Source organism: Occultella gossypii (assembly GCF_019947135.1).
In the GTDB taxonomy this organism is placed as follows: Bacteria; Actinomycetota; Actinomycetes; order Actinomycetales; family Beutenbergiaceae; genus Occultella; species Occultella gossypii.
Genome location: NZ_JAGSHT010000013.1, coordinates 364,947 through 391,378, shown reverse-complemented (window position 1 = coordinate 391,378; position 26,432 = coordinate 364,947). Strand labels below are relative to the sequence as shown.

Here is a 26,432-nt window from a genome sequence, read left to right as displayed (position 1 = left end):
GCCGACGGCCCTCCTCGCATCGCGCCAGTACCTGTCGAATGCGGTCTGGGAGATGCGTCGGCCACGCCGGGTTGGGGGAGTGAAGAGCGGGCCGTGGGGGGCGGGGGGGGGGGGGGGGGGGGGGGGGGGGGGGGGGGGGGGGGGCGGGGGGGGGCGGGGGGGGGGGGGGGGGGGTCCGGGGGGGTCCCCCACCCCCGGGGGGGGGCCGGGGCCCCCCCGGGCCCCCAGCGCCGATCCCGAACCCTGCCGGAGGTCCACCTATGTCCGAGCCCGTGCTCCACCACCTGCGCGCCGGCGGGGTCTCCCTCGTGCTACGCACCATCGGCGACCGGCTGCCCGAGGTGCTGCACTGGGGCGCCGATCTCGGCGACGTGCCCGGCGCCGCACTGGCGGATCTGGACCTCGCCGCACGCCCCCAGCAGGTCACCGACCAGACGAACGACCCGGTCCAGGTGAGCCTGCTTCCCGAGCTGTCCGCCGGCTGGCCCGGCACGCCCGGGCTGAGCGGCCACTTCGCCGGCGCGCGCTCCAGCCACCGGTTCGCCGTCACGAGCGCACGCGTCGCCGCCGACCACGCCGAGTTCGAGGCGAGCGACACGAGCGGACTCGGCCTCGCCGTCGTCCTCGAGCTCACCCCCCAGGGCCTGGTGCGCCAACGCGCCACGGTGACCAACCACGCGGCCGCGCCGTTCACCCTCGACGCGGCGCAGCTGTGCCTGCCTGTGCCGCTCCGGGCCACCGAAGTCCTCGACTTCACCGGTCACCACCTGCGCGAACGCGCCCCGCAGCGCGCGCCCTGGCAGGTCGGCGTGCGCAGTCAGGACAGCCGACGCGGCCGGACCGGGCTGGCCTCGACCACCCTGATGATCGCCGGGGAGACCGGGTTCTCCTTCGGCGGCGGCGAGGTGTGGGGCGTGCACACGGCGTGGAGCGGCAACCACCGCATGTACGCCGAGCACCACAACGACGGGCGCAAGCTGCTCGGCGGCGGCGAGCTCCTGCTGCCCGGCGAGATCGTGCTCGCCCACGGCGAGCACTACACCACCCCGTGGCTCTACTACTCCTACGGCATCGGCCTTGACGAGATGTCCGCGCGGTTCCACGAGTGGCTGCGCGCCCGGCCGGGCCGGGCCACCCGGCCCCGGCCGGTCACCCTGAACACCTGGGAGGCCGTCTACTTCGACCAGACCCTCGAGAAGCTGACCGAACTCGCGGACCTGGGCGCCGCCGTCGGGGTTGAGCGGTTCGTGCTCGACGACGGCTGGTTCGGCTCCCGCCGCGATGACACCTCGGGCCTGGGGGACTGGGAGGTCTCCGCCGACGTGTGGCCGGACGGGCTCGGGCCGCTCATCGACCACGTGCGCGGCGCGGGCATGGAGTTCGGGCTGTGGGTGGAGCCGGAGATGATCAACGTCGACTCCGACCTGGCCCACGCCCACCCGGACTGGATCCTCGCGCCGGTGGGCCGGCTGCCGATGGAGTTCCGCAGTCAGCAGGTGCTGAACCTGACGATCCCCGAGGCGTTCGCGCACATCCGCGGCCGGCTGCTCGCGCTGCTGGACACCTACGACATCGCCTACCTGAAGTGGGACCACAACCGCGACCTCATCGAGGCGTGCGACCCGGTCACCGGGAAGGCGCTGGTGCACGCCCAGACCGCGGCGTTCTACCGGCTCGTGGACGACCTCAAGGCCGCGCACCCCGAGGTCGAGATCGAGAGCTGCGCCTCCGGCGGCGGACGGGTGGACCTGGAGGTCCTGGAGCGCACCGACCGGGTCTGGGCCTCCGACTGCATCGACCCGCTCGAACGCCAGCACATCCAGCGTTGGACGGGGCTGCTGCTGCCGCCCGAACTCGTCGGGGCGCACGTCGCCTCGCCCACCTCGCACAGCACCGGGCGCACCCACGACCTGTCCTTCCGGGCCGCGACCGCCATGTTCGGGCACTTCGGGCTGGAGTGGGACCTGACGGCCGCGTCCGCGGCCGAGCGAGCCCGCGTGGCCGAGTGGATCGCCGCGCACAAGCGCTACCGCGAGCTCCTGCACACCGGGCGCACGGTCCGCGTGGACGAGCCGGACCCGAGCCGGTTCGTGCACGGCATCGTCGCCCCGGACGGCCGGCACGGGCTATTCGCAGGCGTCCTGCTGGCGACGTCGGCGCACCAGCCGACCGGGCCGGTCACGCTGGCCGGGTTGGCCGCGGACCTCACCTATCAGGTCACGCTGGTTCCGGTCGAGGCCGGCGACGGCGGGGGCTGGGGCCGGCCGTTGCCGTGGGCCGAGCGTGGGGTGCGGTTGTCCGGGCGGATGCTGCACCGGGTGGGTCTGGCGCTGCCGCGGATGAGCCCCGAGCACGCGGTGCTGCTGGAGGTGCGGGCGGTCTGAAGGGGGCCTGCCAGCCGGGTCTTTCGGGTGGTCAGCCCTGCGAGAGGCTGAACACGGTGCCGTCGGGGTCGGCCAGCGCCACGGAGCCGTCGTCTCCGAGGCCGGCCCTGCGTGCACCCATGGAGACCAACCGGTCGACCTCGGTGGCCAGGTCGCCCTCGGCGACCAGATCGAACCGCTGGCGGTCGTGCCACGGCCTCGGGGCCAGGGGCGGGCCACCCCACGCGACCTTCGTGCCGCCGTGCGGAGACTGGACGGCGGTCTCCTGATCCCGGTCCCAGACCAGGGGCCAGCCCAGTGCCTCCGCCCAGAACAGGCCGACCTCGCGGGTGCCGTCGCAGGCGACCTCGCCGAGGAAGCCGCAGCCGGCCAGGAACTGGTTGCCGGCCTCGATCACGCAGAACTCGTTGCCGCCGGTATCGGCCAGCACGATGTGCCCCTCCTCCGGCAGTTGGCCCACGTCGATGTGGGCGGCGCCGCGGTCGACGGCCGCGGCGACCGTGTCCTGCTGGTCCGCGGGCGTTGCGCTGGTCAGGTGGAGGTGGATCCGGTTCGGGCCGCTCTTCGCGGCCCCGCTGCGTGCGAACCGCAGGCCGACCTGGGTCTCGGAGCCGGGCAGCAGCCGGCCGCGCGCGTCGTCGACGACGGCCCGTCCCAGCATGCCGGCCCAGAACTCGGCCACCCCCGCGGGGTCGTGGGCGTCGAATGTCACGGCAAGCAGACGCAGCGTCATGTCACGGACGGTAGGCCTGGACGCGGCGCCCACGCACACGTTCTTGCCGGGTGTCGACGCGTGGTGCCGCCGAAGGGGGCAGGCCGGCTCAGGCCGTCCCGGACGAGGACCGGGCGCCGAGGAACGGCTCGAGGTCGTCCTCCCGGTCCAGCCACGGTGCGAGTCCCTCCGCCCGCTCGGCCGGGGTCAGCAGGGACTCCTCGAACGCCTGCGCCACCGAGGCCCGGTGCGGCCCGGCGCCCACCACCAGGAACCGGGTGTGCGGGGCGTGGTGGTTCCACTGCGAGGCGATCCCGACGCTCAACTGCCGCCCGGCACCGAGCATGCCGCACACCGAGTCGGGCCGGTTCGGCACCCAGAACCGGCCGCGGACCACCCGCGGGCCGTTGATCAGGGCGTCGATGTGGGTGAGCAGGCGGCCCGGGTGCACGGCCGCGGGGGAGCACAGGTCGAGGGCCCACACGCCCGACGGCGTTGCCTCGCCCGGGTGGGTCCGGGCGCCGTCCGCGTCGGGTCCGGGGCCGTCACCGCTCATTCCTGGCCCGGGTGCCATGCTCAGCGGGTGGGCACGGCGCTCGGTGGCCGTCGTGGAGTGCGGGTGGCCCAGTACGCCGCTCAGCCACGGGTCGTGGGCGTCCTCCCAGCGGGTGCTCTCGGGGGCGCGGAGCGCTTCGAGCAGGTCCGAGCCGAGATGGGCGCCGTGGGTGGCGTGGGTGGTCGGGCTGATGCCGACCCGCGCGGGCACGGTGGTCTGCGCCGGTGCGGTGAGCAGCACCGCGTCCGCGACGGGCAGCTGGCCGAGCAGCACCTCGCCGATCGCCCGGTGATCGCCATGGGCGAGCATCAGGCCACGGTCGGCGAGGTCCTCCTCGCCGAGGAGGTCCGTGGCGAGCGTGTCCGGGTTCACGAGGCTGACGGTGGCGCCAAGGCGAACGGAACGCAGGTCGCCGTCGGCCCCGAGGTGCTGGGCGAGGCCGCGCACCGCCGGCAGCAGTTCGGCCGCGGCGGGCAGCGCGAGGATCATGCCGGCGTACGAGCCGGTCTGTGCCAGCCGGGCCAGGACCGGCACGGCGTCCTCGCGGACCGCGCAGGCCGGGCAGACGTGGTCGAGTTCCACGAATATGTCCTCGAGGGCAGTGCCGGCGTGCAGGATCCGACGCCGGAGCCGGTGACCCTCGAGGTCATGGACCACCGCGACCACATCCGGGCGGTCCACGAGGGCGCTGGTGACCGCGATCTCCCGGTCGATCGGGTCGACGCTCGCCAGCACCGCGACGGGCACGCGCGGTGGTCCCTGGGACTCGGAACGCTCACTCATGGATGCTTAGGATAGCCTTACTTGAGTGATGTGAGTACCAGGCTCCAGCCGCGGGGGACTCGGCCTACCATGAGCAGGATGGCCACCCAGAAGGAGATCGCGCGCCGTGCCGGCGTCTCGATCTCGGCGGTCTCCGCCGTCGTCAACGGCACCACGCACACGCGCATGAGCGAGGAGACCCGCGCTCGAATCGAGGGGATCATCGCGGACCTCGGGTACGTGCCCAACGATGCTGCCCGGGCGTTGCGGCGACAGCGGGCGGGCACGATAGCCGTCGTCGTCCAGAAGGTCGAGAATCCGATCTACCGCGAGATGTTCCACGGCATCTACGACGCCGCCGAGGCACGCGGCTGGGCGGTGGTGCTCGGCGACGCGATGTGGATGCGCTCCGGCAGCCACTTCCTGGCCCGGCTGCTGGGCCAGGGTTCGATCGACGGGATCATCGTCCGCAGCGAGGGACTCATCGACGACGAGGTTATGCGGCACCTGCGGGCCCGCCCCGCGCCGGTGATCGTGGTCGAGGGACGTCACGCGCAGGATGGGCGGTGGCTTGCGATCGACGATGCCGCCGCCGGACTGGTCGCGACCCAGCATCTGCTAGACCTTGGACACCGGGACATCGAGTTCGTCGGAGGTGCGTCCTGGATCCCCACCTCGGAGCGCTACCGGGGCTACACGGAAGCGATGGCTGATGCCGGGCTCGAGCCGCGCCCGGCGAACCGCTCCGGGTTCGGGTCCTCCGCCGGAGCAGAAGGCTTCGCGGCGATCTTGGCCTCTGGGCGCCGGCCAACCGGGATCGTCGTCAACAACGTGCTCTCCGCGGTCGGCACCCTCAACGCGGCCCTCGACGCGGGCGTCCGCGTCCCCGACGACCTGTCGCTCATCGCGATCCACGACGCCGAGGTCGCCGACGACCTCCGCCCGCCTCTTGCCACCGTGAAAATGCCGATGGCGGAGCTCGGCGCCCGCGCTGTCGAGGCGATCGCCGCGGTTCTCGCGGGCGCGCCGACCCGGTTCGGGCTCGTCGACTCCCCGGCCCCCGTACTCATCCCGCGCGCCAGCACAGCGCGTCCTCCAGCGGTGCCGGCCCCGTGGTGGACGGCGGTCTGACGCATCGTCGCGCTACGGTTTGATCGAGGTTGTTGACGTGACGATACGTCACCACTAATGTTTGACGCGACGATACGTCAACGATGTTCGTCAGACGACAACCACCAGCGGCACCGATGCCGCACGGGAGGGAACCGTGACCTCGACCCCCGCTCCGCGCACCGTCTCGCTTCGCTCGTCCTGGGCCACGCTCAACGTCGGGGTTGCGCACTCACCCGGGCTCATCGCAGCCCTCGGCGATGAGTCGTCGGACGCCGAGATCATCCTGTGAGCGGCACGCCGACGGACCGGTCGAGCCGGGGCCACGATCCACGGACCTCATCACTGTGACGATCGACCGCGCCCAGGTCGTCCAGGTGCGCGACACTCTCGTCAGGAGCGGTGGTGTCGGGCTGTGCCCCACCGTGGCGAGCGCCGTCGACGACCTGACGGTGGACCGGTCCTGCGGTCCTGCCGCACCCGACTTCGTTCCCGAGCCGAAGGCTGGGTGGCGGCCGCCGACTACGTGGCCGGCCACCTCGTCGCGCACGAGAGGGTGTGGCCTGGCTGGCGTCGTGGTGGACGCAGGGCGAGGTGCCGGGTCGGCCGTACGGCGCGCGGCAAAGGGTCGGGGCGACTCCCTACAGGACTGCGCCCTGGACATCCTGGCGCGCGTTCGCCGCAGGCGATGGCGTCGAGTACGAGTCGCACCGGCCCCGGGGATCTGGTGGGCGAGGAACGAAGTACTTGGCGATCCGTACGGTCCATGGCAGCTCGCCGATTGACAGCCTTGTGCGCTGTCGCACAAAGAGAGAAGAAGAAGATGAGACGAAACACTGGATGGGTGGCGCCAGCTCTGGCGTGTGCGCTCGTGGCATCGCTCGCTGCCCCGGCACAAGCCGAGGGTGGGTTCGCTCCACACATCCCGGAGAGTGTCGTCGAGATGGTGCGGCCCGATCACCCGCGGCTCATCGCTGATGATGATCGCCTTGCCGAGATCCAGGGGTGGATCGCAGCCGACGACGGTGCGGCGGCGGTGAGAGACGAGCTCCTCGGCGAGGCGGATGCGATCCTGGACGAGCCGACCACGGAGTACGTGCACAACGGCCGCAGCATCCTGGCGTCCGCACGCCAGGTCAAGACCAGGGTGTGGACGCTGGCCCTGGCGTACCGGTTGACTCAAGACCCCATCTACGCGGAGCGTGCTTACGTCGAGATGGAGGCTGCTGCTGGTTTCAAGGACTGGAACCCTGAGGCCTTCCTCTCCGTGGCCGAGCTGCTCAACGGGTTCGCGATCGGCTACGACTGGTTGTACGCGTACCTGACCCCTGAGCGCCGATCGGTCCTCTCCACGGCGATGATCGAGATGGGGCTGCAACCGGCCATGGCAAGCTACGAGGCGGGCCACAACTGGACAACCGAGACGAGCAACTGGCAGATCGTCTGTGTCGGCGGTATCGCGATGGCCAGTCTCGCCTTGGCGGACGTGGACCCGGAGCTGACGGAATCGCTCCTTCGACTCGGGCTGGAGCACATCGGCCCGGCGATCGACGAGTACGCCCCCGAAGGTGGGTACCCCGAGGGGATCATGTACTGGCGGTACGCGACGCGATTTCTCGTGCAGTACATGGCGAGCCTGGAATCGGCTATCGGTACCGACCTCGGCATCTCGGACGCGCCCGGCCTGGCTGAGACCGGCGCCTTCAACATGCACATGACAGGTTCGAGTGGACGTTCCTTCAACTTCGCCGACGCCTCCGCTGCCTACGGTGGACCGCCGGAGCTGTACTGGATGGCCGATAGGTACGAGCATCCTGAGTACGCCTGGTGGGCGGATGAGGGCCACGGTTTGAGCAACAACTCGGAGGCACCTGACACCGCTGCGGCGATGGTCTGGTACGGGCTCTCGGAGCGGGTGACGCCGGGCGTGGCGGAGCTACCGCTCGACGCGGGCTACGACGCCGTCGGGGTGCAACTGTCCCGGTCGGCGTGGGGCACATCGACGGGACTCTTCACTGGCTTCCGTCCGGGCGACAACGCGAGCAGCCACGGCGATCTCGACATGGGCACGTTCGTTCTCGATGCGTGGGGCCACCGGTGGGCTGACGAGCTCGGGACCGACTCCTACAGCCTGCCGGGCTACTTCGGCAGCGAGCGCTGGACCTACTATCGCAAGCGCGCGGAAGGGCAGAACACGCTCGTCGTCAACCCCGGCAGCGGACCCGACCAGTCGGTGACGGGCACCGGCGAGGTGATCGCCCAGGGATCTTCCCCGGTCGCCGCCTTCACGGTCGCGGACCTCACGACTGCCTACGCCGACCGTGGCGTCGAGAGCTGGCATCGCGGAGTTGCGATGTTCGACGACCGCACACGTGTGGTCGTGCAAGATGAGGTGCTGGCCTCGGAGCCGGCGGATGCATGGTGGTTCATGCATACCTCGGCCACGGTAGAGATCGCCCCCGACGGCCGGTCGGCGCTCTTGACGCGTGATGGGCGGACCGTGCTGGCACGCATCGCGCAGGCACCTGCGGACGCTGTGTTCTCGGTGATGGATGCGGTACCGCTGCCGACGTCTCCCAACCCGGATGGCCAGGCAGCCAACGCGCAGTCGAAGCTGACGATCCAGGTGAGCGATGCTTCGGCCTTCACGTTGTCGGTCGTGTTCGACCCAGTCGTCGACGGCATTGCGGTGCCGCCATTGCCGCAGGTCGGCCCCTTGGGCGGGTGGACTGCTCCTGACGGCGGCTCGGCGGCCTTGGCCGATCTTCGTTACGACGGCGTGACGGTTCCTGGGTTCGGTCCGGAGTCTCGCAGCCTGGTTCTTGAGACCGAGTCGCTCGGAACGATCGAAGCGGACGCGGCGAACCCGAACCACGCCGTCGACATCCAGATGCCCGACTCGTTGCCGGGAGTGGCGACGATCTGTGTCGATGACGGAGCGGGCGACTGCGCCGCACGATACCGGCTCTACCTCCTCGAGCCGGTTCAGGGCTTCCTGACCGGAAGCATCGTGGGCGCCAACCCCACGCGGAACGCCATCGATGGCGATCTGGGGACGTTCTGGTCGGCGAACGGCGACGGCCAGTGGCTGCGCGCGAACCTGCCTGCGCAGGCGGAGATCTCAGGCGTGCAGGTGGCGTGGAGCCAAGGAGATCGGCGGGTCTACACCTTCGACGTCGAGACGTCGATGGACGGGCGATCCTGGATCCCGCGCTGGTCCGGGAGCAGCAGCGGAAGCACGCTGGAGATGGAGAGCATCCCGTTCGATTCTGCGACGGCGCGATATGTGCGGATCGTGGGTCATGGCAACAGCGCGAACACCTGGATGAGCCTGTCCGAGCTCCGTGTGGTGACGGCCGATGGCCTCTGGCCCAACGTCTCGTCCGAGCCGGTGCCCGTCGCGCTCTCGCTCGGTGTTGCGGGCGACATGGCCATGGAGACCGCTCAGCCGCTGACGGTGGCGATGGAGCTGAGCGACGGCACGACGGCGGTGCCCGAGGGTGTCGAGATCACAACGACCGACCCCGCGGTGGTCGAGGTGACCGACGAGCTCCTCGTGGCCAGGGCACCGGGCGTCGCGACTGTGATCGCGTGGTGGCGCGGCGAGAGCGGCCGGTTGCTCTTCGACGCCGTCGAGATCACCGTGACGGATCCGGAGACCACGATCGTGTCTGTGGCGCGCGACACCTTCGTCCGCGACGGCACCTATGCCGATTCCACGTACGGCGGGCGATCGGTGCTCACGATCAAGGGAGTTCCGCGGGCGGATGCGGGCTTCAACAGGGTGACCTACCTCGCCTTCGACCTGCCGGCGCCGCACGCCGACCTGGTCAGCGCGGAGCTGGTGATGACGACCTACGTGGGCGAAGGGCGCACGATGGCCGTGGACGTCTACACGGCGGCAGCCGACTGGCAGGAGCGAGACGTCACGTGGAACACGCGACCTGCCGTTGGCGAGGTCGTGGGCAGCTTCGTGTCGGGTGAGACCAGTGCCCAGACCAGCATCGATGTCACCGACGCGGTCGCGACAGCGCTGGCCGATGGTGCTGTCGGGTTCTCGCTCCAGCAGGACGAGAACGACACACAAGCCCTCGGCGCGAGTGTTGTTGCCCGCGAAGCCGGAGCGGATGGCCCGGCGCTCGTGCTGACCTGGGCGATCGAGGATGTCTGTGCTTCACCGGTGACCGGCTCGGTGACCGGGCCCCTGGAGCTCTCGGGTGACTGGGCCTGCCTCGTGGATGCCGAGGTCGATGGGCCGGTCACCGTCGCCTCCGGGACGAATGTCTCGATGACCGGTTCGCACATCGAGGGACCGGTGTCTGCGGCTGATGCGGGGGACATCCGCGTCCAGGACAGCACGCTGATCGGGCCCGTCACGGTGTCCGGCAGCTCGAACGTCTGGTGGGACAATGCCACGGTGCAGGGGCCGGTCGCTCTTACACCCGATGCCACAGTGGTCCTGATCGACTCGAGCATTGACGGTCCGCTGAGCTGCGGGCCGGGCACCATGTCTGGGCTGATCGGTACCACAGCCACAGGCCGTACGAGCGGGTGTGGCTGAGGATGGCACCGCGTGCGGGGTTCGCGCCGGTCGTGCCGGAGAGTGTGATCGAACTGGTGCGTAGCGACCATCCGCGGTTGATCGCCGACGACGACCGGTTGGCCCAGATCCACGCATGGGTCGAGTCGGACGGGGGTGCTGCTGCCCTGCAGGGGCGGCTGTTGGCCGGCGCCGATGCTCTCCTGGACGAGCCGACGACGGTGTACGAGTTCACCAACAGGCGGTCTCTGCTGTGGCCGGCGCGCCAGGTCAAGACCCGCGTGTGGATGCTCGCACTGAGTTACCGGCTGACCGAGGATCGCGCGTACGCCGAGCGCGCCGCCGTCGAGCTCGAGGCTGCTGCCGCGTTCCCAGACTGGAACCCGGAGAGTTTCCTGGCGGTGGCGGAGCTGTTGAACGGCTTTGCCATCGGCTACGACTGGCTCCATGCCTACCTCGATGACGAACGGCGATCGATCGTCGCGGCCGCCATGATCAGCAAGGGTCTGCGACCTGCACTGGAGGCGTACGAGAACGGTGCGGGTTGGACAACCGAGACGAACAACTGGCAGATCGTGTGCGTGGGTGGGATCGCGATGGCGAGCCTGGCCCTGGCCGATGTCGATCCGGCTCTCACCGAGCGGCTTCTGCAGCTTGGACTCAGGCATGTCGGGCCGGCGATCGACGAGTACGCCCCCTCGGGCGGGTTTCCTGAGGGGATCGTCTACTGGAAGTACGCGACAAAGTACCTTGTCCAGTACATCGCGAGCCTGGTGTCGGCCACGGGCCGCGACTTCGGCATGTCGGATGCCCCCGGCCTTGCTGAGACCGGGGCGTTCGCACTTCACATGGCGGGCACGACCGGCCTCAGCTTCAACGTCGCTGACGCGTCGCCCGCCCAAGGGGGTCTGCCGGAGATGTACTGGTTGGCCGAGCGGTACGAGCACCCGGAGTACGCGTGGTGGGCGGACGAGGGGTTGGCGTCGGCCGATCCAGCCGCAGCGATGGTCTGGTACGGACTCTCGGACCGCGCGACACCGGCACAGGCAAGGCTGGCGACCGACGCCGTGTACGAACATGTCGGCATCGCGCTCTCCAGGTCGGCTTGGGGCGACTCGACCGGCCTGTTCACCGGCTTCAGACCCGGTGACAACGCGAGCAGCCACGGCGACCTGGACATGGGGACCTTCGTGCTCGATGCCGGGGGCGTCCGCTGGGCGGAGGATCTGGGTGCAGACTCCTACAGCCTGCCGGGCTACTTCGGCAGCCGGCGCGGGACCTACTACCGCAAGCGCGCGGAGGGGCACAACACGCTCGTCATCAGCTCCGGCAGCGGACCTGACCAGGCTCCGACGGCGAGGGGCAAGGTGATCGCGCACGGCTCATCACGAGGTGCGGGCTGGACGGTGGCGGACCTGAGCGAGGCCTACGCGGATCGCGGTGTCGATGCCTGGCAGCGCGGGGTTGCGATGATCGATGACCGCACCCGGGTGGTCGTGCAGGACGAGGTGCAGGCCTCGGAGCCGGCGGATGCGTGGTGGTTCATGCATACCTCGGCCACGGTCGACATCGCACCGGATGGCCGGTCGGCGGTGCTGACGCTTGATGGGCGGACCGTGCTGGCACGTATCGCGGACGCTCCTGCAGGGGCTGTGTTCTCGGTGATGGACGCGGTGCCGCTACCGTCGTCTCCCAACCCGGATGGTCAGGCGGCAAACGGGCAGTCGAAGCTGACGATTCGCGTGAGTGATGCGTCGTCCTTCGCGTTGTCGGTCGTGTTCGACCCAATCGTCGACGGCGTGGCGGTGCCGTCGCTGCCGCAGATCGTCCGCTTGGATGGGTGGGCATCAAGGGGCCCGCGATCAGGTCTGCGCGCGCTCTCGGCGGCGCCAGAGGGCGGCTAGTGCGGCCCGCAGAGCAGGTCCGCGACCGCCCGGCCGCTCGCGGCGCCCGACCCGTACGTGGTGATCAAGCGCGCCGGCGCTGACGCGAGTTCGTCCGGCCAGCCCAGTCGCACCACCACCGCGTCCGGGCGTGCGACCAGGACGGTCTCGAGCAGGTCCCGCTCGACGTCGCGTAGGTGCGGCTGGTCCAGCACGAGGACGAGTTCGGCGTCCCGGGCGGTGCTGCGGAAGTCCGCCGAGGTCGTCCCGGCGCCAGTGACTGCCGTGATCGGCCGGCGCTGCGCCAGCGCGGCTGCCACCGGATCGGGGACGGCGCCGGCGGCCTCGTTCCGGCCCGCACGGCCGTCCACGACCACCACCGCCGATCCGGGCTGCAGGGAGACGTCGCCGCGCACCTCGCAGGCGCCCCGGGCGACCTCGACGGCGGCCCGGTCGGTGATCGGGGCGGCGGTGCGGGCGCCGGTCGCCGCGCGTTGCTGGGAGACCCAGGACCGCAGCGCCTCGATCCGAGCGGCCGCCGCCTCGAGGACCTCGGGGTCGAGCGCACCCGAGCGCAGCGCCTCGACGATGGCGTGCTGGGTCTCGGCATACGTGCGCTCGTCCGGGTGCGGGTCGGTAGCAGTGACCGGGTAGACGCCGGCGTTGCCGAGGCACAGCAGGTCCACGCCGGCCCGCAGCGCGGCCACGGCGCCACCCCCGATCCCGAGGGTCGCCGAGATCGCCCGCATGTCCAGCGCATCCGAGACGATCACGCCGTCGAACCCGAGTCCGCGCAGCAGCGCGGTCGCCCGGGGATTGACCGTCGCGGGCTCCGGGCCGAGGTGATCGACCACCAGGTGCGCGGTCAGCACGGCCCGGACGCCGGCGTCGATCGCGGCGCGGAACGGCGCCAGGTGGATCTCCTTGAGGTCGGCCACGGACGCGGACGAGCGGGCGCCGCCCAGGTGGGAGTCGGTCGCGGTGTCCCCGTGACCGGGGAAGTGCTTGGCGCAGGCGGCCGTGCCGGTGCTCTGCAGGCCGCGCACGTACGCGGCCGTGTGCCGGGCCACCAGATCCGGCTCGGCGCCGAACGAGCGCACCCCGATCACCGGGTTCGCCGGGTTGCTGTTCACGTCCGCGACCGGGGCGAGGTCCACCCCGATGCCCCGCTCGGCCAGCTCGGTCCCGATCCGGGCGGCGACGGCGGCCGTCGCCGTGACGTCGTCGTGGCGGCCGAGCACGGCATGACCGGGCACGGGCGACCCGGTGCGTGCGTGCAGCCGGGTGACCGAACCGCCCTCCTCGTCGATGCCCACCACGGCATCCGGACCACCGAGTTCGGCGACCAGACGTGCCGCCTGGTGCGGGTCGCCGTCGTCGATGTTCGTGGCGAACAGCACCGCACCCGGGGCGCCGGCCGCGCGCGCCCGCAACAACCAGGCCGGGGCCGTGGTGCCGGCGAAGCCGGGCCAGAGGACGGCGTGCGCGAGCCGGTCGAGGGCGGGATCGGCGCCCGTCACGGGCGCACCCCCGACGGCGCCGTCCGCAGCCTCGTGACCTCTCGCGCGAGCTTCACCAGTGCCGGCCCGAGCGGGCGCGGCGGCACGTCGGCGTAGCCGCCCGTGGCAAGGCCCGCGTCGCGCTCGAAGAAGCACCTGGCCGCCCGGTCTCCGGTGCGCAGCCAGGACCAGCCCATCGAGAGCAGGTACAGCGGGATGAACGGGAGGCCGAGGCAGGCCATCCATTGCCGGCTGTGTCGTTCCTCGTGCTGCAGCAGGGTGGGCCGATTGGCCGTGAGTTTCCCGATGTCGTGGCGGGTGATCACGACGTCGCCGACGGTGAACGCGCTGCCGTTCGGGAAGCGCCACCGGTAGCGCTCGGCCAGGTACAGCAGCTGCGGGCCGCGGCGGATCCTCGCGCCGCCCGCCATGGCCACACCGAGCCCGAGCACGGTGGAGAGGTTGACCCAGTTGGCGACGTGCCGCATCCGCGGGTGCCGGCCCAGCCGGTCGGCGGGCGTGGGCTCGAGGTGGCTCATGCGTAGACGGTAGCCGGGCGTACCCCGGACCCGCACCGGTCCGGCGCCACCTGTCCGGGTCGGAGCCAGGTAGCGCCGGTGCGGCCGTTAGGCGCCGATGCGCTCGGACAGCTCCACGAGCCGGTTCGAGAATCCCCATTCGTTGTCGTACCAGGCGAAGATCTTGACCTGATCGCCGACGACCTGGGTCAGGGGCGCGTCGAAGATCGCCGAGTGGGGGTTGCCCACGATGTCGGCCGAAACGATGGGCGCCTCCGAGTACGCGAGGTAGGGCGAGAGCCCGGGGGTCGCAGCGGCGGTGCGGAAGGCCGAGTTGACCTCCTCGACGGTCGCCGGCTGGGTGAGCTTGACCGTGAGGTCGGTGATCGAGCCGACGGGCACGGGGACGCGCAGTGCGAGACCGGTGAGCTTCCCGTCGAGCTCAGGGATGATGCGGCCGATCGTGCTCGCGACACCAGAGGATGTCGGAATCGTGGACAGGCCGGCGGCGCGGGCGCGCCGGAGGTCCCCGTGCGGAGCGTCGTGCAGGCGCTGGTCGCTGGTGTAGGCGTGGATCGTCGTCATGAGCCCGGACTCGATACCGAACGCCTCGTGCAGCACCTTCACCATCGGGGCGAGGCAGTTCGTGGTGCACGAGCCGTTGGAGAACACGTCCTGCGCCACGTCGATCGCCTCGTCGTTGACGCCCAGCACGACCGCGGGCACGTCGCCGGACGCCGGCGCGGAGATGATGACCTTTCGCGCTCCTGCGGCCAGGTGCTGACGCGCGCTGTCCGGATCCGCGAACCGGCCGGTGGACTCGATGACGACGTCGACGCGCTCCTCGCCCCACGGAATGTCGGCCGGCTCGCGTTCTGCGGTGACGCGGATGCGCGCACCGTCGACGAGAATGGCGTCGTCGTCGACCTGTACGCCCTCGAGATGCCCGCCCAGCGAGTCCCACTCCAGGAGCGAGGCGAGGGTCGCGGCGTCGGCGATGTCGTTGATCGCTACGACCTCGACGTCGGCGTTGCTGCCCAGGGCGGCGCGCAGGTAGCTGCGGCCGATGCGGCCGAATCCGTTGATTCCGATACGAACTGTCATGGGGTTCTCCTTCTCGGGTTGGTCAGTCGGCGGTGCCGGCCGCGTGCGCGGCGTCGAGCAGGGACACGGCTCCGCGGATCGCGGCGTCCATGGGGCCCTGTTCACCCTTCGCGCGGGCGAGGACGTAGCCGCCCTGGATGACCGCGGCGAGGGTCCGGGCGAGGTCGGCCGGCACGATGCCCGCCGGCAGTTCTCCGGCCGCGATCGCGGCGGTGATCGCCTCCTCCCAGCGGCCCAGCATCGTGTCGAAGGCGTTCGCGACGATCGCGATGAGCTCCGCATCCAGCACCACCTGCGGGTCCTGGGTCATCCGGCCGACCCTGCACCCGAGGGTTCCCGCGCGCGGGATCGAGAGGTAGCTCTTCATCCGCTCCAGCGGTGAGGCCCCCCCCTCAAGCAGTGCGGACTCGCCCGTCAGTTCCCCGGTGACCGCCGACAGTGCCTCGACAGCCAGCTCGTGCTTGCCGCTGAAGTGGTGGTACATGCTGCCCTGTCCGACCCCGGCACGCGCCATCACCTCGCGCGGGCTCGTCGCCGCATAGCCGCGCTCCCACAGCAGGTCCGCCATAGCTGTCGTCAGTTCGTCGCGCGAGTTCACGAGGCGACTGTAACAACTAGTATGTACAGAATGCCAGCGGGAAGGAGACGATGCCGTGAGCACGCATCGGGAGGGGGACTCGGCGTGATATCGCGCGGTTCGAAGAACGGGAACACGGCGCGGTTCGAAGGACGGGAGCACGGCGCGGTTCGAAGAACGGGGAACAGTGGGTGGGCCCCGTGGGGCTCGAACCCACAACCTACGGATTAAAAGTCCGCAGCTCTACCGATTGAGCTAGAGGCCCGCGAGCGGCACGGCGGCTCGTACTCGCCGGGGAAGTCTACTCGGCGGCCCGCCGTGCCTGTGCCGCTCGTACTACCAGGGCTGCGGGTAGCCGGTCGCCCGGTGGTTCTGCTCGCGGATGATGCCGGGGATCATGAACGCGTCGATGATCCACCACACGAACCAGGCGAAGAGCATCACCCAGCCGATCAGGATGACCGCGGTGGCCCAGCCGACGACGTACAGCGCGACCTGGCCGATGCCCGGCCCGACGCGGTTCAGGTAGAAGTTGTGCACGCCGAGCCAGCCGAGGAAGAACCAGAGCAGGTACGTCGCGGTGGTGTCCTTCTGCGGCGGAGCGACCGGACCGTACGCACCGTAGGCACCGGGCGGGGGTCCGTACGTCCCGGGGGCCGGCCCATATGCTCCGGGCGCCGACCCATAGGGCCCGGGCTCGCCGTAGGAGTTCTGCCCGTACGCGTGCGGGACGACTCCCTGCCCGTACGCCTCGCCACCCGGCACCGCGGGTCCGCTGCCGCCCCACGACTGCGGACCGCTCGCCTGGTAGGGGTCCTGCGGCGGCTGGCCGTACTGGTTGTTGTATGACATCTGCCGGTCCCCTCGCGCTGGTCGCCCGCCGGCCCACGCCGGGTACAAGGCAACTCTAGGCCTGAGCGCGGACACCCGGGTCCGGATCCCGCGGGCAGCTCTGCCCGTCCGAGCGGGCGTCAGGGCAGCCGGACCGCCGTCGACGGCTCGTCCACGGGCAGGTCGCCGTCGACCGTGGCCATCACCCGCTGCGGCCCCATCCGCAGCCCGCCGCCGTAGCTGGACAGGAACGCGGTGTCGGCGGCATCGCGACCGGTGGCGATCCGCACCAGGGAACTGCGCGGGGCCAGCCCGGTGGCGTCCACCACGTGCCAGTGGCCCGCCACCCATGCCTCGGCGACCGCGTGGAAGTCCATCGGGCTCAGCCCGGGCGCGTACACCGCGGTCAGCCTGGCCGGGGTGTCCATCGCGCGCAGCAGCGCCACCACCAGGTGCGCGTAGTCACGGCAGACGCCTTGCCCGTGCAGCATCGTGGAGACCGCGCCGTCGGTCACCCGGCTCGACCCGGGCACGTAGAACAGGCGCTCGCGGACCCACGACGCGACGGCGTCGAGCAGCCCGAGGCCGCTCAGCCCACGGAACTCACGCCGCGCCGTCGGCAGCAGTTCGTCGGACTCGGCGTACCGGCTCGGGCGCAGGTAGGTGAGCAGGTCGGACGTGCTCGGCGCCGGCGCGAGGTTGAGCGCCGCTGCCGGGTCGCCGTCGATCGTGGCGCTGTACCGGACCCGCACCTGGGCGCCGCGGACGGTCGCGGCGTCGAACTCGACGAGGTGCATCACCCCGTGGTGTGGCGCCCCGATCTCCACGACCTCGACCGGGTCGCCGTCCTTGGTGACCGTCAGCTCGTCGGTGATCTCGAGCCCCGGCGCGCGGGCCACGGCGATCAGCAGGGCCACCTGGGTGGCGCCCTCGCCGGTACTGAAGTCGAGGTCGGCGCTCACGGACCGGCGCATTGCGGGCACCTCTCACGGTCGGCGAGGCGGACCCGGCGATGCTACCTCCCGGCGGGCCCGAACACAGTGTCGGTGTACCGGTTCGCGAACAGGCCGTGCGGGTCGACGGCGTCCCGCACCGCGAGGAAGTCGGCGAACCTCGGGTAGAGGTCGGCCAGGGCGGCCGCGTTGCGGCGGTGCATCTTGCCCCAGTGCGGCCTACCGGTGTGGGCGATCATGATGTCCTCGACCGCTCGGAAGTACCGTTCGTGGGCCAGGGTGTGGAACTGGTGCACCGCGATGTACCCGCTCGCCCGCCCGTGTGCCGTGGAGAGCCACACGTCGTCCGCCGCCGCGAACCGCACCTCCACCGGGAACGGCACGTTCTCCCCGGTCCGGCGCACCCAGGCGTCCACCTCGCGCAGCGCGGGCACCACGGCGTCGGCGGGCAGCGCGTACTCCATCTCCTTGAACACCACCCGGCGCGGCGACGTGAACACGGCCGCCGAGGATGCCGTGTACGTCCGGGCGGTGAGCAGCCGCGACGCGACCCGGTTCACGGTCGGGGTGAGCACCGGCAGCCTCGCGGTGAGCACGTTCGTCGCGTTGAAGATGCCGTTGGAGAGCACCTCGTCGTCGAGGATCCGGCGCCACGTGGGCAGCGGCGTTTCGCCGTCACCCGGCCGGACCCGGTTGTTCGCCTTGGTCAGCGCGACGCGCGAGTACGGGAACCAGTAGAACTCGAAGTGCTCGTTGGTGGCGACCGGCCCGTCTGCCTCGGGTAGCGACTCCAGCACCTGCCCGAGCAGCATCGGCGTCTCCACCGCGCGCAGCCCGAACGCGGGCACGCACCGCATCGTGATCGCGGTGAGCAGCCCTACCGCGCCCAGCCCCAGCCGGGCCGCCTCGAACAGTTCCGGGCGCTGCGCCGCGCTCGCCGTGACGATGTCGCCGTCGGGCGTGATCAGCCGTACCGCTCGTACATGGGCGGCGAACCCGGTGAAGGCCGCGCCGGTGCCATGGGTGCCGGTGGAGATCGCCCCGGCCAGGGACTGCGCGTCGATGTCGCCCATGTTCTCCAGGGCCAGGCCGCGCCGCGCGAGCTCCCCGCACAGCGCCGACAGCCGGATGCCCGCGCCGACGCGGACCTCCCGGGCACCGTCGGCCTCCTCCGGACCCACCCACTCCACCCGGTCGAGGTGGTCCAGGCTGACCATGGTGCCGTCGGTGACGACAGCCGGGGTGAACGAGTGCCCGGCCCCGACCGCCCGGACCTGGCCGCCGGTCTCGGCGGCCGCTCGGACCAGGGCCGCGGCCTCGTCCTCGGAGGCGGGGCGGGCGAACCGGCTGGGCTTGGCCCACGCGGTCCCGGCCCAGTTCCGCCACGTGGCAGGTGCGGTCATCGGGACATCATCGCGCGGACTTGCCCGCACACGTGACAATGGGGGCATGAGTCGATCCGGGGCCGTCGGCCGGCCCGCGCCATGGCGTGACGCGACCCGATCCCTGAGTGCACCGCTCGCCGTCGTGGACCTGGACACCTTCGACATCAATGCGCGGGATCTGATCGCCCGCGCCGGCGGCACCCCGGTGCGGCTGGCGACCAAGTCGGTCCGGGTGCGGCAGCTGGTGCACCGAGCCCTGGACGTGCACGGCTTCTCCGGCGTGATGGCCTACTCGCTCGCCGAGGCGCTCTGGCTCGCCGAGGACGGCATCTCCGACGTGCTGGTCGGGTACCCGAGTGTGGACACCGCGTCGCTGGTGGCGCTCGCGTCGAGCCCGGCGGCCCGGGAGTCCATCACACTGATGGTCGACGACGTCGCCCAGATCGCTCTGATCGAGCGGGCGCTGATCCGGGCCGGGTCCCCGGGCGGTCCGGCCGTGCAGGTGTGCATCGACGTGGACGCCTCGCTGCGGATCCCGCCCTTCGGGGTGCACCTGGGCGTGCGGCGCTCGCCGCTGCGCACCCCGGCCGACGCCGTCGTGCTGGCCCGGGCGGTGGAGCGCACCGGACGGGTCCGGGTGCGCGGGGTGATGTTCTACGACGCACAGGTGGCGGGGCTGGGCGAGGCCGGTCTGCGTGGCGTCGGGGTCCGGATCCTCAAGCGGGCCTCGCTGCGCGAGCTCGCCGGCCGGCGCCCCGCCGTGGTGGCCGCCCTCGAGGAGCACCTGGGCAGGCGGTTGCTGGTCAACGCCGGTGGCAGCGGGTCCGTGCACGACGTCGCCACGGACCCGACCGTGACCGAGGTGACCGCCGGCTCCGGCCTGTTCTGTCCGACCCTGTTCGACGACTACTCCGGCTTCACCGCCCGCCCGGCCGCCTTCTTCGGGCTTGACGTCGTCCGCCGTCCGGCAACCCGGATCGCGACCGCGTTCGGCGGCGGGTACGCGGCGTCCGGCCCGGCCGGCACGGACCGGCTGCCGCGCGCCGTCGACGGCTCGGCACTGCTGCGCTCCGAGGGTGCGGGCGAGGTGCAGACACCGCTGCGATACCGGCGTGGGCACCGTGTGCCCGCCATCGGCACCAGGGTCTGGTTCCGGCACCCGAAGGCCGGCGAGATGCTGGAGAGGTTCGACGCCGTGCACCTCGTCCGGGGCGAACGTGTGCGCGAGACGGTGCCCACGTATCGTGGTGAGGGCCGAAATTTCGGGTGAGTGCCGATCCACGTCACCCGGAATGCCCGGTGGCGTCGCGGCGTTGTCGAGGCGTCCGGGTCGCCCGGCCCACGATCGCCGATCTCGAGGAGCATGTTGAGTACGCACCGTTTCCGCCGCCCCGCGATGCTGAGCCCGCAGGAGGCAGAGCAGATCGCCGGTGACATCGACCCGGCGGTCCGGTCCGAACTCGCCCACACGACGGCGGGTGCCCTTGTGCTCGGCGGCCGGGATGGCGCCGAGGACTCGGAACTGGTGCGACGCCTGATCACCCTCGTGGACACCGAGGGCCTGGACACGGTCGCCTCGATGTGGTCGCAGAGCCCGGCGGACACCCTGCCCGGAGCGCTCTGGCGGCTCTACCTCCTGCGTGAGTGGACCCGGCGGGACCCGCACACCATCGCCGAGCGCTACCACCTCGGCCTGCACCGCGCGGAGGTCGCCGGGGTCGTCGCAGGCGTCGCGTCACCGCCCGGCCCGGACCAGATCCGCGAGCTCGCCGACGCGGTGCTGTCCGGTGTGTTCCGGGGGGACCTGGGCGTGACCCTGGACCGCGCCGCCGCGTTCCTGCGGGTGCTCGCCACCGGCTCGGCCATGGACGCGGACTGGGTCGAACTCGATGACCGGGACCGGGCCACCCGGCTCACCCGCAACGCCGGTGCCCTGCTGGACACCGCCACCGACCTGGAGAATGCCGCGGCCCTCTGGCGAGCCGGGCGGTTGGACTGATGGTGATCGAGGTCGCGCAGACGCTGACCGCCGCGGACGTCGCTGCCGTGCGGGAGTTCACCGCCCGGGTGGCCGCCGCCGACGGCGAGGCCGCGTTCGACGAGCAGTCGCTGCTGAATCTGGACGGCGATAGGTCCGTGCGGCACCTGCTCGTCCGGGGTGGGCCAGAACGGCCCGACGGCGGAGCGCGAGTCGTGCCCGACGGCGGTGGGCGCGTCGTCGCTGACGGCGCCGTAACGTCGGTGCCCGACGGCGGTGGGCAGGTCCCGATCGTCGGGTACGCCCAGGTGGCCGATGGGTCGGGCGAGCTCGCCGTGGACCCGGCGGCGCGACGCCGGGGGATCGGTGGGGCCCTCCTGGATGCGGTGCTGGACGGCACTGACGGCACTGACGGCTCGGAGGGGGACGGACCTAGGGACGTGCGCGTGTGGGCGCACGGCGATCTTGCACCCGCCCGGGCGCTCGCGGCGAGCCGCGGGCTCAGCGTGGTCCGTGACCTCTGGGTGATGACCGCGCCCGCACCGACCAGGGCGCCGTCACAGACCGAGGCGACCTCCGCCGTCGACGGCGTTCGGGTGCGCACCTTCGAACCCGGCCGCGACGAGCAGGCCTGGCTGACCGTGAACGCACGCGCGTTCGCCGACCACCCCGAGCAGGGCCGGATGACCCGCGCCGACCTCGAGGCACGGATGGCCCAGCCGTGGTTCGACCGAGGACTGTTCTGGCTCGCCGAGGATGTGAACAGCGGCCGAACACTCGGTTCCATGTGGGTGAAGATCTCCGACCGGGTGGGGGAGATCTACGTGCTCGGCGTGGACCCGGACGCGCAGGGCCGCGGCATCGGCGGGCTGCTCACCGCGCACGCGATGGCGGCGTTCGCGGCCCGGGATCTCACCGGGCTCGAGCTGTATGTGGAGGGCGAGAACGCCCCCGCGATCGCCGTGTACGAGCGCGCCGGATTCCACCGGGCCCGTGCCCATGTCCAGTACGCACGCACCGGTTCACACTGAACGCCGGGAGGTGCCACGATGGGGCTCATGAGCGAGCAGGTGGACAGTCTGGACGGCGTCAACTCGATCACCCTCGACGTCGACGCGTTCAATGACGCGGAGCCGCACGAGCTGCCCGAGGACCGGTTCGCGGACCGGGAGCTGAGTTGGCTCGCGTTCAACGAGCGGGTGCTCGAGCTGGCCGAGGACGAGGGGCTGCCCCTGCTCGAACGGGTCCAGTTCCTGTCCATCTTCGCGTCCAACCTGGATGAGTTCTTCATGGTCCGGGTGGCCGGCCTGAAGCGACGCATCGCCACCGGCATGGCGGTGCCGGGTGCGTCCGGGCTGTTGCCGCGGCAGGTGCTCGATTCCATCTCGGTCAAGGCCCACGAGCTGACCGCCCGGCACGCGTCGGTGTTCACGGACCTCGTGCAGCCCACGCTCGCGGCGGAGGGCATCACCCTGGTGCACTTCGACGAGCTCCACGAGACGGAGAAGGAGCGGCTGCACAAGTACTTCCGGAAGATGATCTTCCCGGTGCTGACCCCTCTGGCCGTTGACCCGGCGCACCCGTTCCCGTACATCTCCGGGCTGTCCCTGAACCTGGCCGTGATCGTGCGCAACCCGAGCACCGGCAAGGAGCATTTCGCGCGGGTGAAGGTGCCGCCGCTGCTGCCCCGGTTCATCGCGGTGGACGCCTCCGGCCGGCCGGTCCGCCCCGAGGACGCCACCGACACCGCCGAGATCGCCTCCTTCGTGCCGATCGAGGACGTCATCGCGTCGTTCCTGTACTACCTGTTCCCGGGCATGGAGGTCGTGGAGCACCACATCTTCCGGGTCACCCGCAACGAGGACCTGGAGGTCGAGGAGGACGACGCCGAGAACCTCCTGAAGGCGCTCGAGAAGGAGCTCCTGCGGCGCCGGTTCGGGCCCCCGGTGCGGCTCGAGCTCGCGGCCGGGTTCACCGACCGGCTCCGGGAGATGCTGATCCGCGAGCTGGACATCGGGGATGCGGACGTCTACGAGCTCCCGTCCCCGCTGGACCTGACCGGCCTCGGCGTGCTCACCGACGTCGACCGGCCCGAGCTGAAGTACCCCCGGTTCGTGGCCGCCACCGCCCGCGGCCTGGCCGAGGTGGAGAGCGCGAACCCGACGGACTTCTTCGCCGCGATCCGCAACCACGACATCCTGCTGCACCACCCGTACGACTCGTTCTCCACTAGCGTCCAGCAGTTCCTCGCCCAGGCGGCCGCGGACCCGAACGTGCTCGCGATCAAGCAGACCCTGTACCGCACCTCCGGTGACTCCCCGATCATCGACGCCCTCATCGACGCCGCCGAGGCCGGCAAGCAGGTGCTCGCCATCGTGGAGATCAAGGCGCGCTTCGACGAGCAGGCGAACATCACCTGGGCCCGCAAGCTCGAGCAGGCCGGCGTACACGTCGTGTACGGCATCGTCGGTTTGAAGACCCACTGCAAGCTCTCCCTGGTGGTGCGCCAGGAGGCGGACGGGCTGCGCCGCTACTGCCACGTCGGCACCGGGAACTACAACCCGAAGACGGCCCGGCTGTACGAGGACCACGGCCTGCTCACCTGCAACTCCGAGGTGGGCCAGGATCTCACCCGGCTGTTCAACCAGCTCTCGGGGTACGCCCCGAAGTCCCGGTTCCACCGGCTCCTGGTCGCACCGCGATCCATCCGGAACGGGCTCATCGAGCGGATCGACCGGGAGATCGAGAACAAGCGCGCCGGCCGCGAGGCGTGGGTCAAGTTCAAGATGAACTCCGTCGTGGACGAGGTGACGATCGATGCCCTCTACCGCGCATCCCAGGCCGGGGTGCCGGTGGACGTCATCGTCCGCGGGATCTGCGCGATCAAACCCGGGATCCCGGGGCTCAGCGAGAACATCCGGGTGCGCTCCATCCTCGGGCGCTTCCTGGAACACTCCCGGATCTATGCGTTTGCGGGCGACGGCGACCCGGAGGTCTTCATCGGCAGCGCCGACCTCATGCACCGCAACCTGGACCGGCGCGTGGAGGTGCTGATCCGGGTGATCGATCCCGACCACATCGCCGAGCTCGTGGGCCTGATCGACCGGTCGGCGGCGGACACCACGGCGACCTGGCACCTCGCCCCGGCGGGCGACGGCCGGCATGTGTGGACCAGGCACTACCTCGACGACGACGGGAATCGGCTGTTGGACCTGCAGGAGTCCCTCATGGCGGCGCACCGGCGCCGCGCGAGCGTGGATCGCTGAGGCGTGGCCAACTCGTCCCTTCCGGCGGTGCAGGCCGCCGGGGCGTTGGTCTGGCGCGTGGTGGGGCGACGCCTCGAGGTGCTGCTGATCCACCGGCCGCGCTACGACGACTGGTCCTGGCCGAAGGGCAAGGTCGACGGCGACGGAGAGTCGCTGCCGATGTGCGCCGTCCGGGAGGTCAAGGAGGAGACCGGCATCTCGGTCCTCCTCGGTGTTCCGTTGCCATCGGTGAAGTACAAGCTCACGGACGGACGGGTGAAGGTCTGCTCGTACTGGGCGGCACGGCCGGTCTCCGACGAGTGCCCCGCCATCGCGCCCCGCGGTAGGATCAAGGACGCCTCCAAGCACGAGGTGGACGAGTCCCGCTGGGTCGAGGCCAAGGCGGCCCGCAAGCTCCTGACCAGGTCCGATGACATCGAGCCCCTCGGGGCCCTGCTCGACCTCTGGGAGGACGGCCTGCTGGACACCTGGACGGTGATCGTGGCCCGGCACGGGCGGGCCAGGAGCCGATCCTCCTGGAAGGGCGACGAGCAGACCCGTCCGCTGACGCCGGTCGGCGAGAAGCAGGCGACGGCGATCGTGCCGATCCTTGCGGCCTACGGGGTCGAGGAGGTCATCTCGTCGCCGTGGGAGCGGTGCGTGGCCACCGTTGCGCCCTACCTGGACGCGAGCGGTCTGGACCTGATGACCGCGCCCCAGCTCACCGAGCACGCGGCGAAGAAGGACAAGTCCGGCGTCCGCTCCTTCATGGGCGCGCTGCTCGGCGCGCGGCACCGGCCCACGGTGGTCTCAACCCATCGCCCGGTGCTGCCGATCATCCTCACCTGCATCTCGGCGCGCAGCCCCTACCGGCTCTCGAAGGCCATCCCGGACCGGGACCCGTACCTGCGCACCGGCGAGCTGCTGGTGATCCACATGGCGCGGCGGTCCTCGGGGAAATCGCGCCTGGTGGCCCTGGAGCGTCAGCGCGGACTCGAGGCCTGAGCAGTAGTACAAGGCTCAACCATTCCTCAACGGTGGCCCAAGGAAGTGCCTCGTGCCATTGACTCGTGTCGAACATCACGCCCATTGTTGTGGCTCGTTCACCTGCTGTTCACCTGAATCAGGAGACGCATACACCCACGCTCCCTACCGTCAAGCGTGGCTGCGGCACGCCATGGGAATTCTCCGGGTGCGCAGTCCCGACCCAGCCAACAGAAACGGGATTCGAACGTGAAGCTTGCACCTAGCCGCCGCCTGGCGGGCATCTCTGTGATCAGCGCCCTCGCGCTCACCCTCGCTGCCTGTGGTGGCGGCGACGGCGACGACACGTCCACCGACGGCGACACCGGTGGCGACAACGGTGGAGGGGCCACCAGCGACCTCTCCGGCTCCATCGCCGGTTCCGGCGCCAGCTCCCAGGAGAACGCCGTGGGTGGCTGGATCGCCGGCTTCACCGAGGCGAACCCGGGCGTCACGGTCAGCTACGACCCGACGGGTTCGGGCACCGGCCGCGAGCAGTTCCTCAACGGCACCGTGCTGTTCGCCGGTTCGGACGCCGCGATGAGCGAGGAGGAGCTTGCCTCCGGTGTGGACCGCTGCTACGGCGGCGAGGTCATCGAGCTGCCCCTGTACGTCAGCCCGATCGCCGTCATCTACAACCTGCCGAGCGTCGAGGCCGAGAACATCAACATGGACCCGGCCACCATCGCCGGCGTGTTCGCTGGCGAGATCACGAACTGGAACGACCCGGCCATCGCCGACGCCAACCCCGACGTCGAACTGCCCGACCTGCCGATCGTCCCGGTGAACCGTTCCGACGAGTCCGGCACCACCGAGAACTTCACCGAGTACCTCACGGCCACCGCGGCCGACGTGTGGACCCACGGTCCGGTCGAGACCTGGCCGATCTCCGGTACCCAGTCCGGTGCGCAGACCTCCGGCATGATCGACACCGTCTCGGGCGCCGAAGGCACCATCGGCTACGCCGACGCCTCCCGCGCCGGTGACCTGGGCACCGTCGCCGTCGGCGTCGGTGAGGAGTACGTGCCGTTCTCCCCGGAGGCCGCAGCGCAGATCCTCGACGTGTCCCCGGCCGCCGCTGACGCGACCGACCTGCGCCTGACGATCGACCTCGCCCGCGACACCACCGAGGCCGGTACCTACCCGATCGTGCTGGTCTCCTACTCGATCGCGTGCTCGGTGTACGAGACCGAGGAGGACGCCGCGAACGTGGCGGCCTACCTCACCTACGTCGCCAGCCCCGAGGGCCAGGACCGGGCCGCTCAGCCGGACGTCGCCGGTTCCGCCCCGATCTCGGACGACCTGCGCGAGCGGGTCACCGCGGCCCTCGACCAGATCACGGTCGCCGGCTGATCCAGCCCATCAGGTCAGG

The 26,432-nt window shown here is 71.1% G+C and carries 20 protein-coding genes and 1 tRNA gene; 11 read left to right on the top strand and 10 right to left on the bottom strand.

Annotation, left to right across the window (positions count from 1 at the left end; genetic code table 11):
- Positions 1-260 precede the first annotated feature (260 nt).
- Positions 261-2,384, top strand: a complete 2,124-nt coding sequence (locus KCQ71_RS15155) for an alpha-galactosidase (RefSeq protein WP_223407324.1) — start codon at positions 261-263, stop codon at positions 2,382-2,384.
- A 31-nt stretch (positions 2,385-2,415) separates the two neighbouring features.
- Here KCQ71_RS15155 and KCQ71_RS15150 read toward each other — a convergent pair whose 3' ends face one another.
- Together KCQ71_RS15150 and KCQ71_RS15145 are read right to left on the bottom strand one after the other, a co-directional pair.
- Positions 2,416-3,117, bottom strand: coding sequence for a VOC family protein (locus KCQ71_RS15150; RefSeq protein ID WP_223407322.1), 702 nt, complete (start codon positions 3,115-3,117; stop codon positions 2,416-2,418).
- Positions 3,118-3,205: 88 nt separating this feature from the next.
- The gene (locus KCQ71_RS15145) at positions 3,206-4,435 is read right to left on the bottom strand and encodes a CobW family GTP-binding protein (protein ID WP_223407320.1); all 1,230 of its coding nucleotides are present in this window, start codon (positions 4,433-4,435) and stop codon (positions 3,206-3,208) included.
- 78 nt (positions 4,436-4,513) lie between these two features.
- Between KCQ71_RS15145 and KCQ71_RS15140 the strand changes: the two genes are divergently transcribed.
- From KCQ71_RS15140 to KCQ71_RS15130, 4 genes are all read left to right on the top strand, one after another.
- A complete protein-coding gene (locus tag KCQ71_RS15140; protein ID WP_223407318.1) occupies positions 4,514-5,545 on the top strand; it encodes a LacI family DNA-binding transcriptional regulator in 1,032 nt (343 codons plus the stop codon).
- Between the two features lie 136 nt (positions 5,546-5,681).
- Positions 5,682-5,816 (top strand): hypothetical protein, encoded by a 135-nt coding sequence (locus tag KCQ71_RS27355; protein ID WP_283248695.1) that lies wholly within the window; start codon positions 5,682-5,684, stop codon positions 5,814-5,816.
- Positions 5,817-6,368: 552 nt separating this feature from the next.
- Positions 6,369-10,085 (top strand): CBM96 family carbohydrate-binding protein, encoded by a 3,717-nt coding sequence (locus KCQ71_RS15135; RefSeq protein WP_223407316.1) that lies wholly within the window; start codon positions 6,369-6,371, stop codon positions 10,083-10,085.
- Between the two features lie 44 nt (positions 10,086-10,129).
- Positions 10,130-11,968, top strand: coding sequence for a heparinase II/III domain-containing protein (locus tag KCQ71_RS15130; RefSeq protein WP_223407315.1), 1,839 nt, complete (start codon positions 10,130-10,132; stop codon positions 11,966-11,968).
- On the opposite strand, the gene KCQ71_RS15125 is transcribed toward KCQ71_RS15130, so the two are convergent.
- The 8 genes from KCQ71_RS15125 to KCQ71_RS15090 all read right to left on the bottom strand — a co-directional run bounded on the left by KCQ71_RS15125 (position 11,965) and on the right by KCQ71_RS15090 (position 18,832).
- The gene (locus KCQ71_RS15125; protein ID WP_223407313.1) at positions 11,965-13,467 is read right to left on the bottom strand and encodes a glycoside hydrolase family 3 protein; all 1,503 of its coding nucleotides are present in this window, start codon (positions 13,465-13,467) and stop codon (positions 11,965-11,967) included. The genes KCQ71_RS15130 and KCQ71_RS15125 overlap by 4 nt on opposite strands.
- The gene (locus KCQ71_RS15120; RefSeq protein WP_223407311.1) at positions 13,464-13,985 is read right to left on the bottom strand and encodes a hypothetical protein; all 522 of its coding nucleotides are present in this window, start codon (positions 13,983-13,985) and stop codon (positions 13,464-13,466) included. The genes KCQ71_RS15125 and KCQ71_RS15120 overlap by 4 nt, the downstream gene beginning before the upstream one ends.
- Positions 13,986-14,072: 87 nt before the next feature.
- Complete coding sequence (gene gap, locus KCQ71_RS15115; RefSeq protein ID WP_223407309.1) at positions 14,073-15,068, bottom strand: type I glyceraldehyde-3-phosphate dehydrogenase; 996 nt, start codon at positions 15,066-15,068, stop codon at positions 14,073-14,075.
- 22 nt (positions 15,069-15,090) lie between these two features.
- Positions 15,091-15,666: a TetR/AcrR family transcriptional regulator gene (locus tag KCQ71_RS15110; protein ID WP_223407307.1), complete on the bottom strand. Its 576-nt coding sequence runs from the start codon at positions 15,664-15,666 to the stop codon at positions 15,091-15,093.
- 171 nt (positions 15,667-15,837) lie between these two features.
- Positions 15,838-15,910: transfer RNA gene (locus tag KCQ71_RS15105), tRNA-Lys, on the bottom strand.
- A gap of 71 nt (positions 15,911-15,981) precedes the next feature.
- A complete protein-coding gene (locus KCQ71_RS15100; protein ID WP_223407305.1) occupies positions 15,982-16,497 on the bottom strand; it encodes a TM2 domain-containing protein in 516 nt (171 codons plus the stop codon).
- Between the two features lie 119 nt (positions 16,498-16,616).
- On the bottom strand, positions 16,617-17,450 hold the full coding sequence (locus tag KCQ71_RS15095) for a transglutaminase-like domain-containing protein (protein WP_223407303.1): 834 nt from the start codon (positions 17,448-17,450) through the stop codon (positions 16,617-16,619).
- Positions 17,451-17,491: 41 nt separating this feature from the next.
- A complete protein-coding gene (locus tag KCQ71_RS15090; RefSeq protein ID WP_223407302.1) occupies positions 17,492-18,832 on the bottom strand; it encodes a D-arabinono-1,4-lactone oxidase in 1,341 nt (446 codons plus the stop codon).
- 46 nt (positions 18,833-18,878) lie between these two features.
- On the opposite strand from KCQ71_RS15090, the gene KCQ71_RS15085 reads away from it, so the two are divergent.
- The 6 genes from KCQ71_RS15085 to pstS all read left to right on the top strand — a co-directional run bounded on the left by KCQ71_RS15085 (position 18,879) and on the right by pstS (position 26,413).
- Entirely contained in the window at positions 18,879-20,084 is a 1,206-nt protein-coding gene (locus KCQ71_RS15085) for an alanine racemase (protein ID WP_223407299.1), read from the top strand.
- A 96-nt stretch (positions 20,085-20,180) separates the two neighbouring features.
- Positions 20,181-20,813 carry a hypothetical protein gene (locus KCQ71_RS15080; protein WP_308116647.1) on the top strand — a complete coding sequence of 211 codons (633 nt, stop codon included), beginning with the start codon at positions 20,181-20,183 and terminating at the stop codon, positions 20,811-20,813.
- A complete protein-coding gene (mshD, locus tag KCQ71_RS15075; RefSeq protein WP_223407297.1) occupies positions 20,813-21,823 on the top strand; it encodes a mycothiol synthase in 1,011 nt (336 codons plus the stop codon). Before KCQ71_RS15080 ends, mshD begins: the two co-directional genes overlap by 1 nt.
- Before the next feature lie 27 nt (positions 21,824-21,850).
- Positions 21,851-24,058, top strand: a complete 2,208-nt coding sequence (locus tag KCQ71_RS15070; RefSeq protein WP_223407296.1) for an RNA degradosome polyphosphate kinase — start codon at positions 21,851-21,853, stop codon at positions 24,056-24,058.
- A gap of 3 nt (positions 24,059-24,061) precedes the next feature.
- Complete coding sequence (locus KCQ71_RS15065) at positions 24,062-25,042, top strand: NUDIX hydrolase (RefSeq protein ID WP_223407294.1); 981 nt, start codon at positions 24,062-24,064, stop codon at positions 25,040-25,042.
- Positions 25,043-25,270: 228 nt separating this feature from the next.
- Positions 25,271-26,413 (top strand): phosphate ABC transporter substrate-binding protein PstS, encoded by a 1,143-nt coding sequence (gene pstS / locus KCQ71_RS15060; protein ID WP_223407292.1) that lies wholly within the window; start codon positions 25,271-25,273, stop codon positions 26,411-26,413.
- Positions 26,414-26,432 lie beyond the last annotated feature (19 nt).

What these genes read in the sequence shown, in the direction of transcription:
- KCQ71_RS15155 (WP_223407324.1), top strand. Translation starts at nt 261, where the DNA reads ATGTCCGAGCCCGTGCTCCACCACCTGCGCGCCGGCGGGGTCTCCCTC.
- KCQ71_RS15150 (WP_223407322.1), bottom strand. Translation starts at nt 3,117, where the DNA reads ATGACGCTGCGTCTGCTTGCCGTGACATTCGACGCCCACGACCCCGCG.
- KCQ71_RS15145 (WP_223407320.1), bottom strand. Translation starts at nt 4,435, where the DNA reads ATGAGTGAGCGTTCCGAGTCCCAGGGACCACCGCGCGTGCCCGTCGCG.
- KCQ71_RS15140 (WP_223407318.1), top strand. Translation starts at nt 4,514, where the DNA reads ATGGCCACCCAGAAGGAGATCGCGCGCCGTGCCGGCGTCTCGATCTCG.
- KCQ71_RS15120 (WP_223407311.1), bottom strand. Translation starts at nt 13,985, where the DNA reads ATGAGCCACCTCGAGCCCACGCCCGCCGACCGGCTGGGCCGGCACCCG.
- gap (WP_223407309.1), bottom strand. Translation starts at nt 15,068, where the DNA reads ATGACAGTTCGTATCGGAATCAACGGATTCGGCCGCATCGGCCGCAGC.
- KCQ71_RS15100 (WP_223407305.1), bottom strand. Translation starts at nt 16,497, where the DNA reads ATGTCATACAACAACCAGTACGGCCAGCCGCCGCAGGACCCCTACCAG.
- KCQ71_RS15095 (WP_223407303.1), bottom strand. Translation starts at nt 17,450, where the DNA reads ATGCGCCGGTCCGTGAGCGCCGACCTCGACTTCAGTACCGGCGAGGGC.
- KCQ71_RS15090 (WP_223407302.1), bottom strand. Translation starts at nt 18,832, where the DNA reads ATGACCGCACCTGCCACGTGGCGGAACTGGGCCGGGACCGCGTGGGCC.
- KCQ71_RS15085 (WP_223407299.1), top strand. Translation starts at nt 18,879, where the DNA reads ATGAGTCGATCCGGGGCCGTCGGCCGGCCCGCGCCATGGCGTGACGCG.
- mshD (WP_223407297.1), top strand. Translation starts at nt 20,813, where the DNA reads ATGGTGATCGAGGTCGCGCAGACGCTGACCGCCGCGGACGTCGCTGCC.
- KCQ71_RS15070 (WP_223407296.1), top strand. Translation starts at nt 21,851, where the DNA reads ATGAGCGAGCAGGTGGACAGTCTGGACGGCGTCAACTCGATCACCCTC.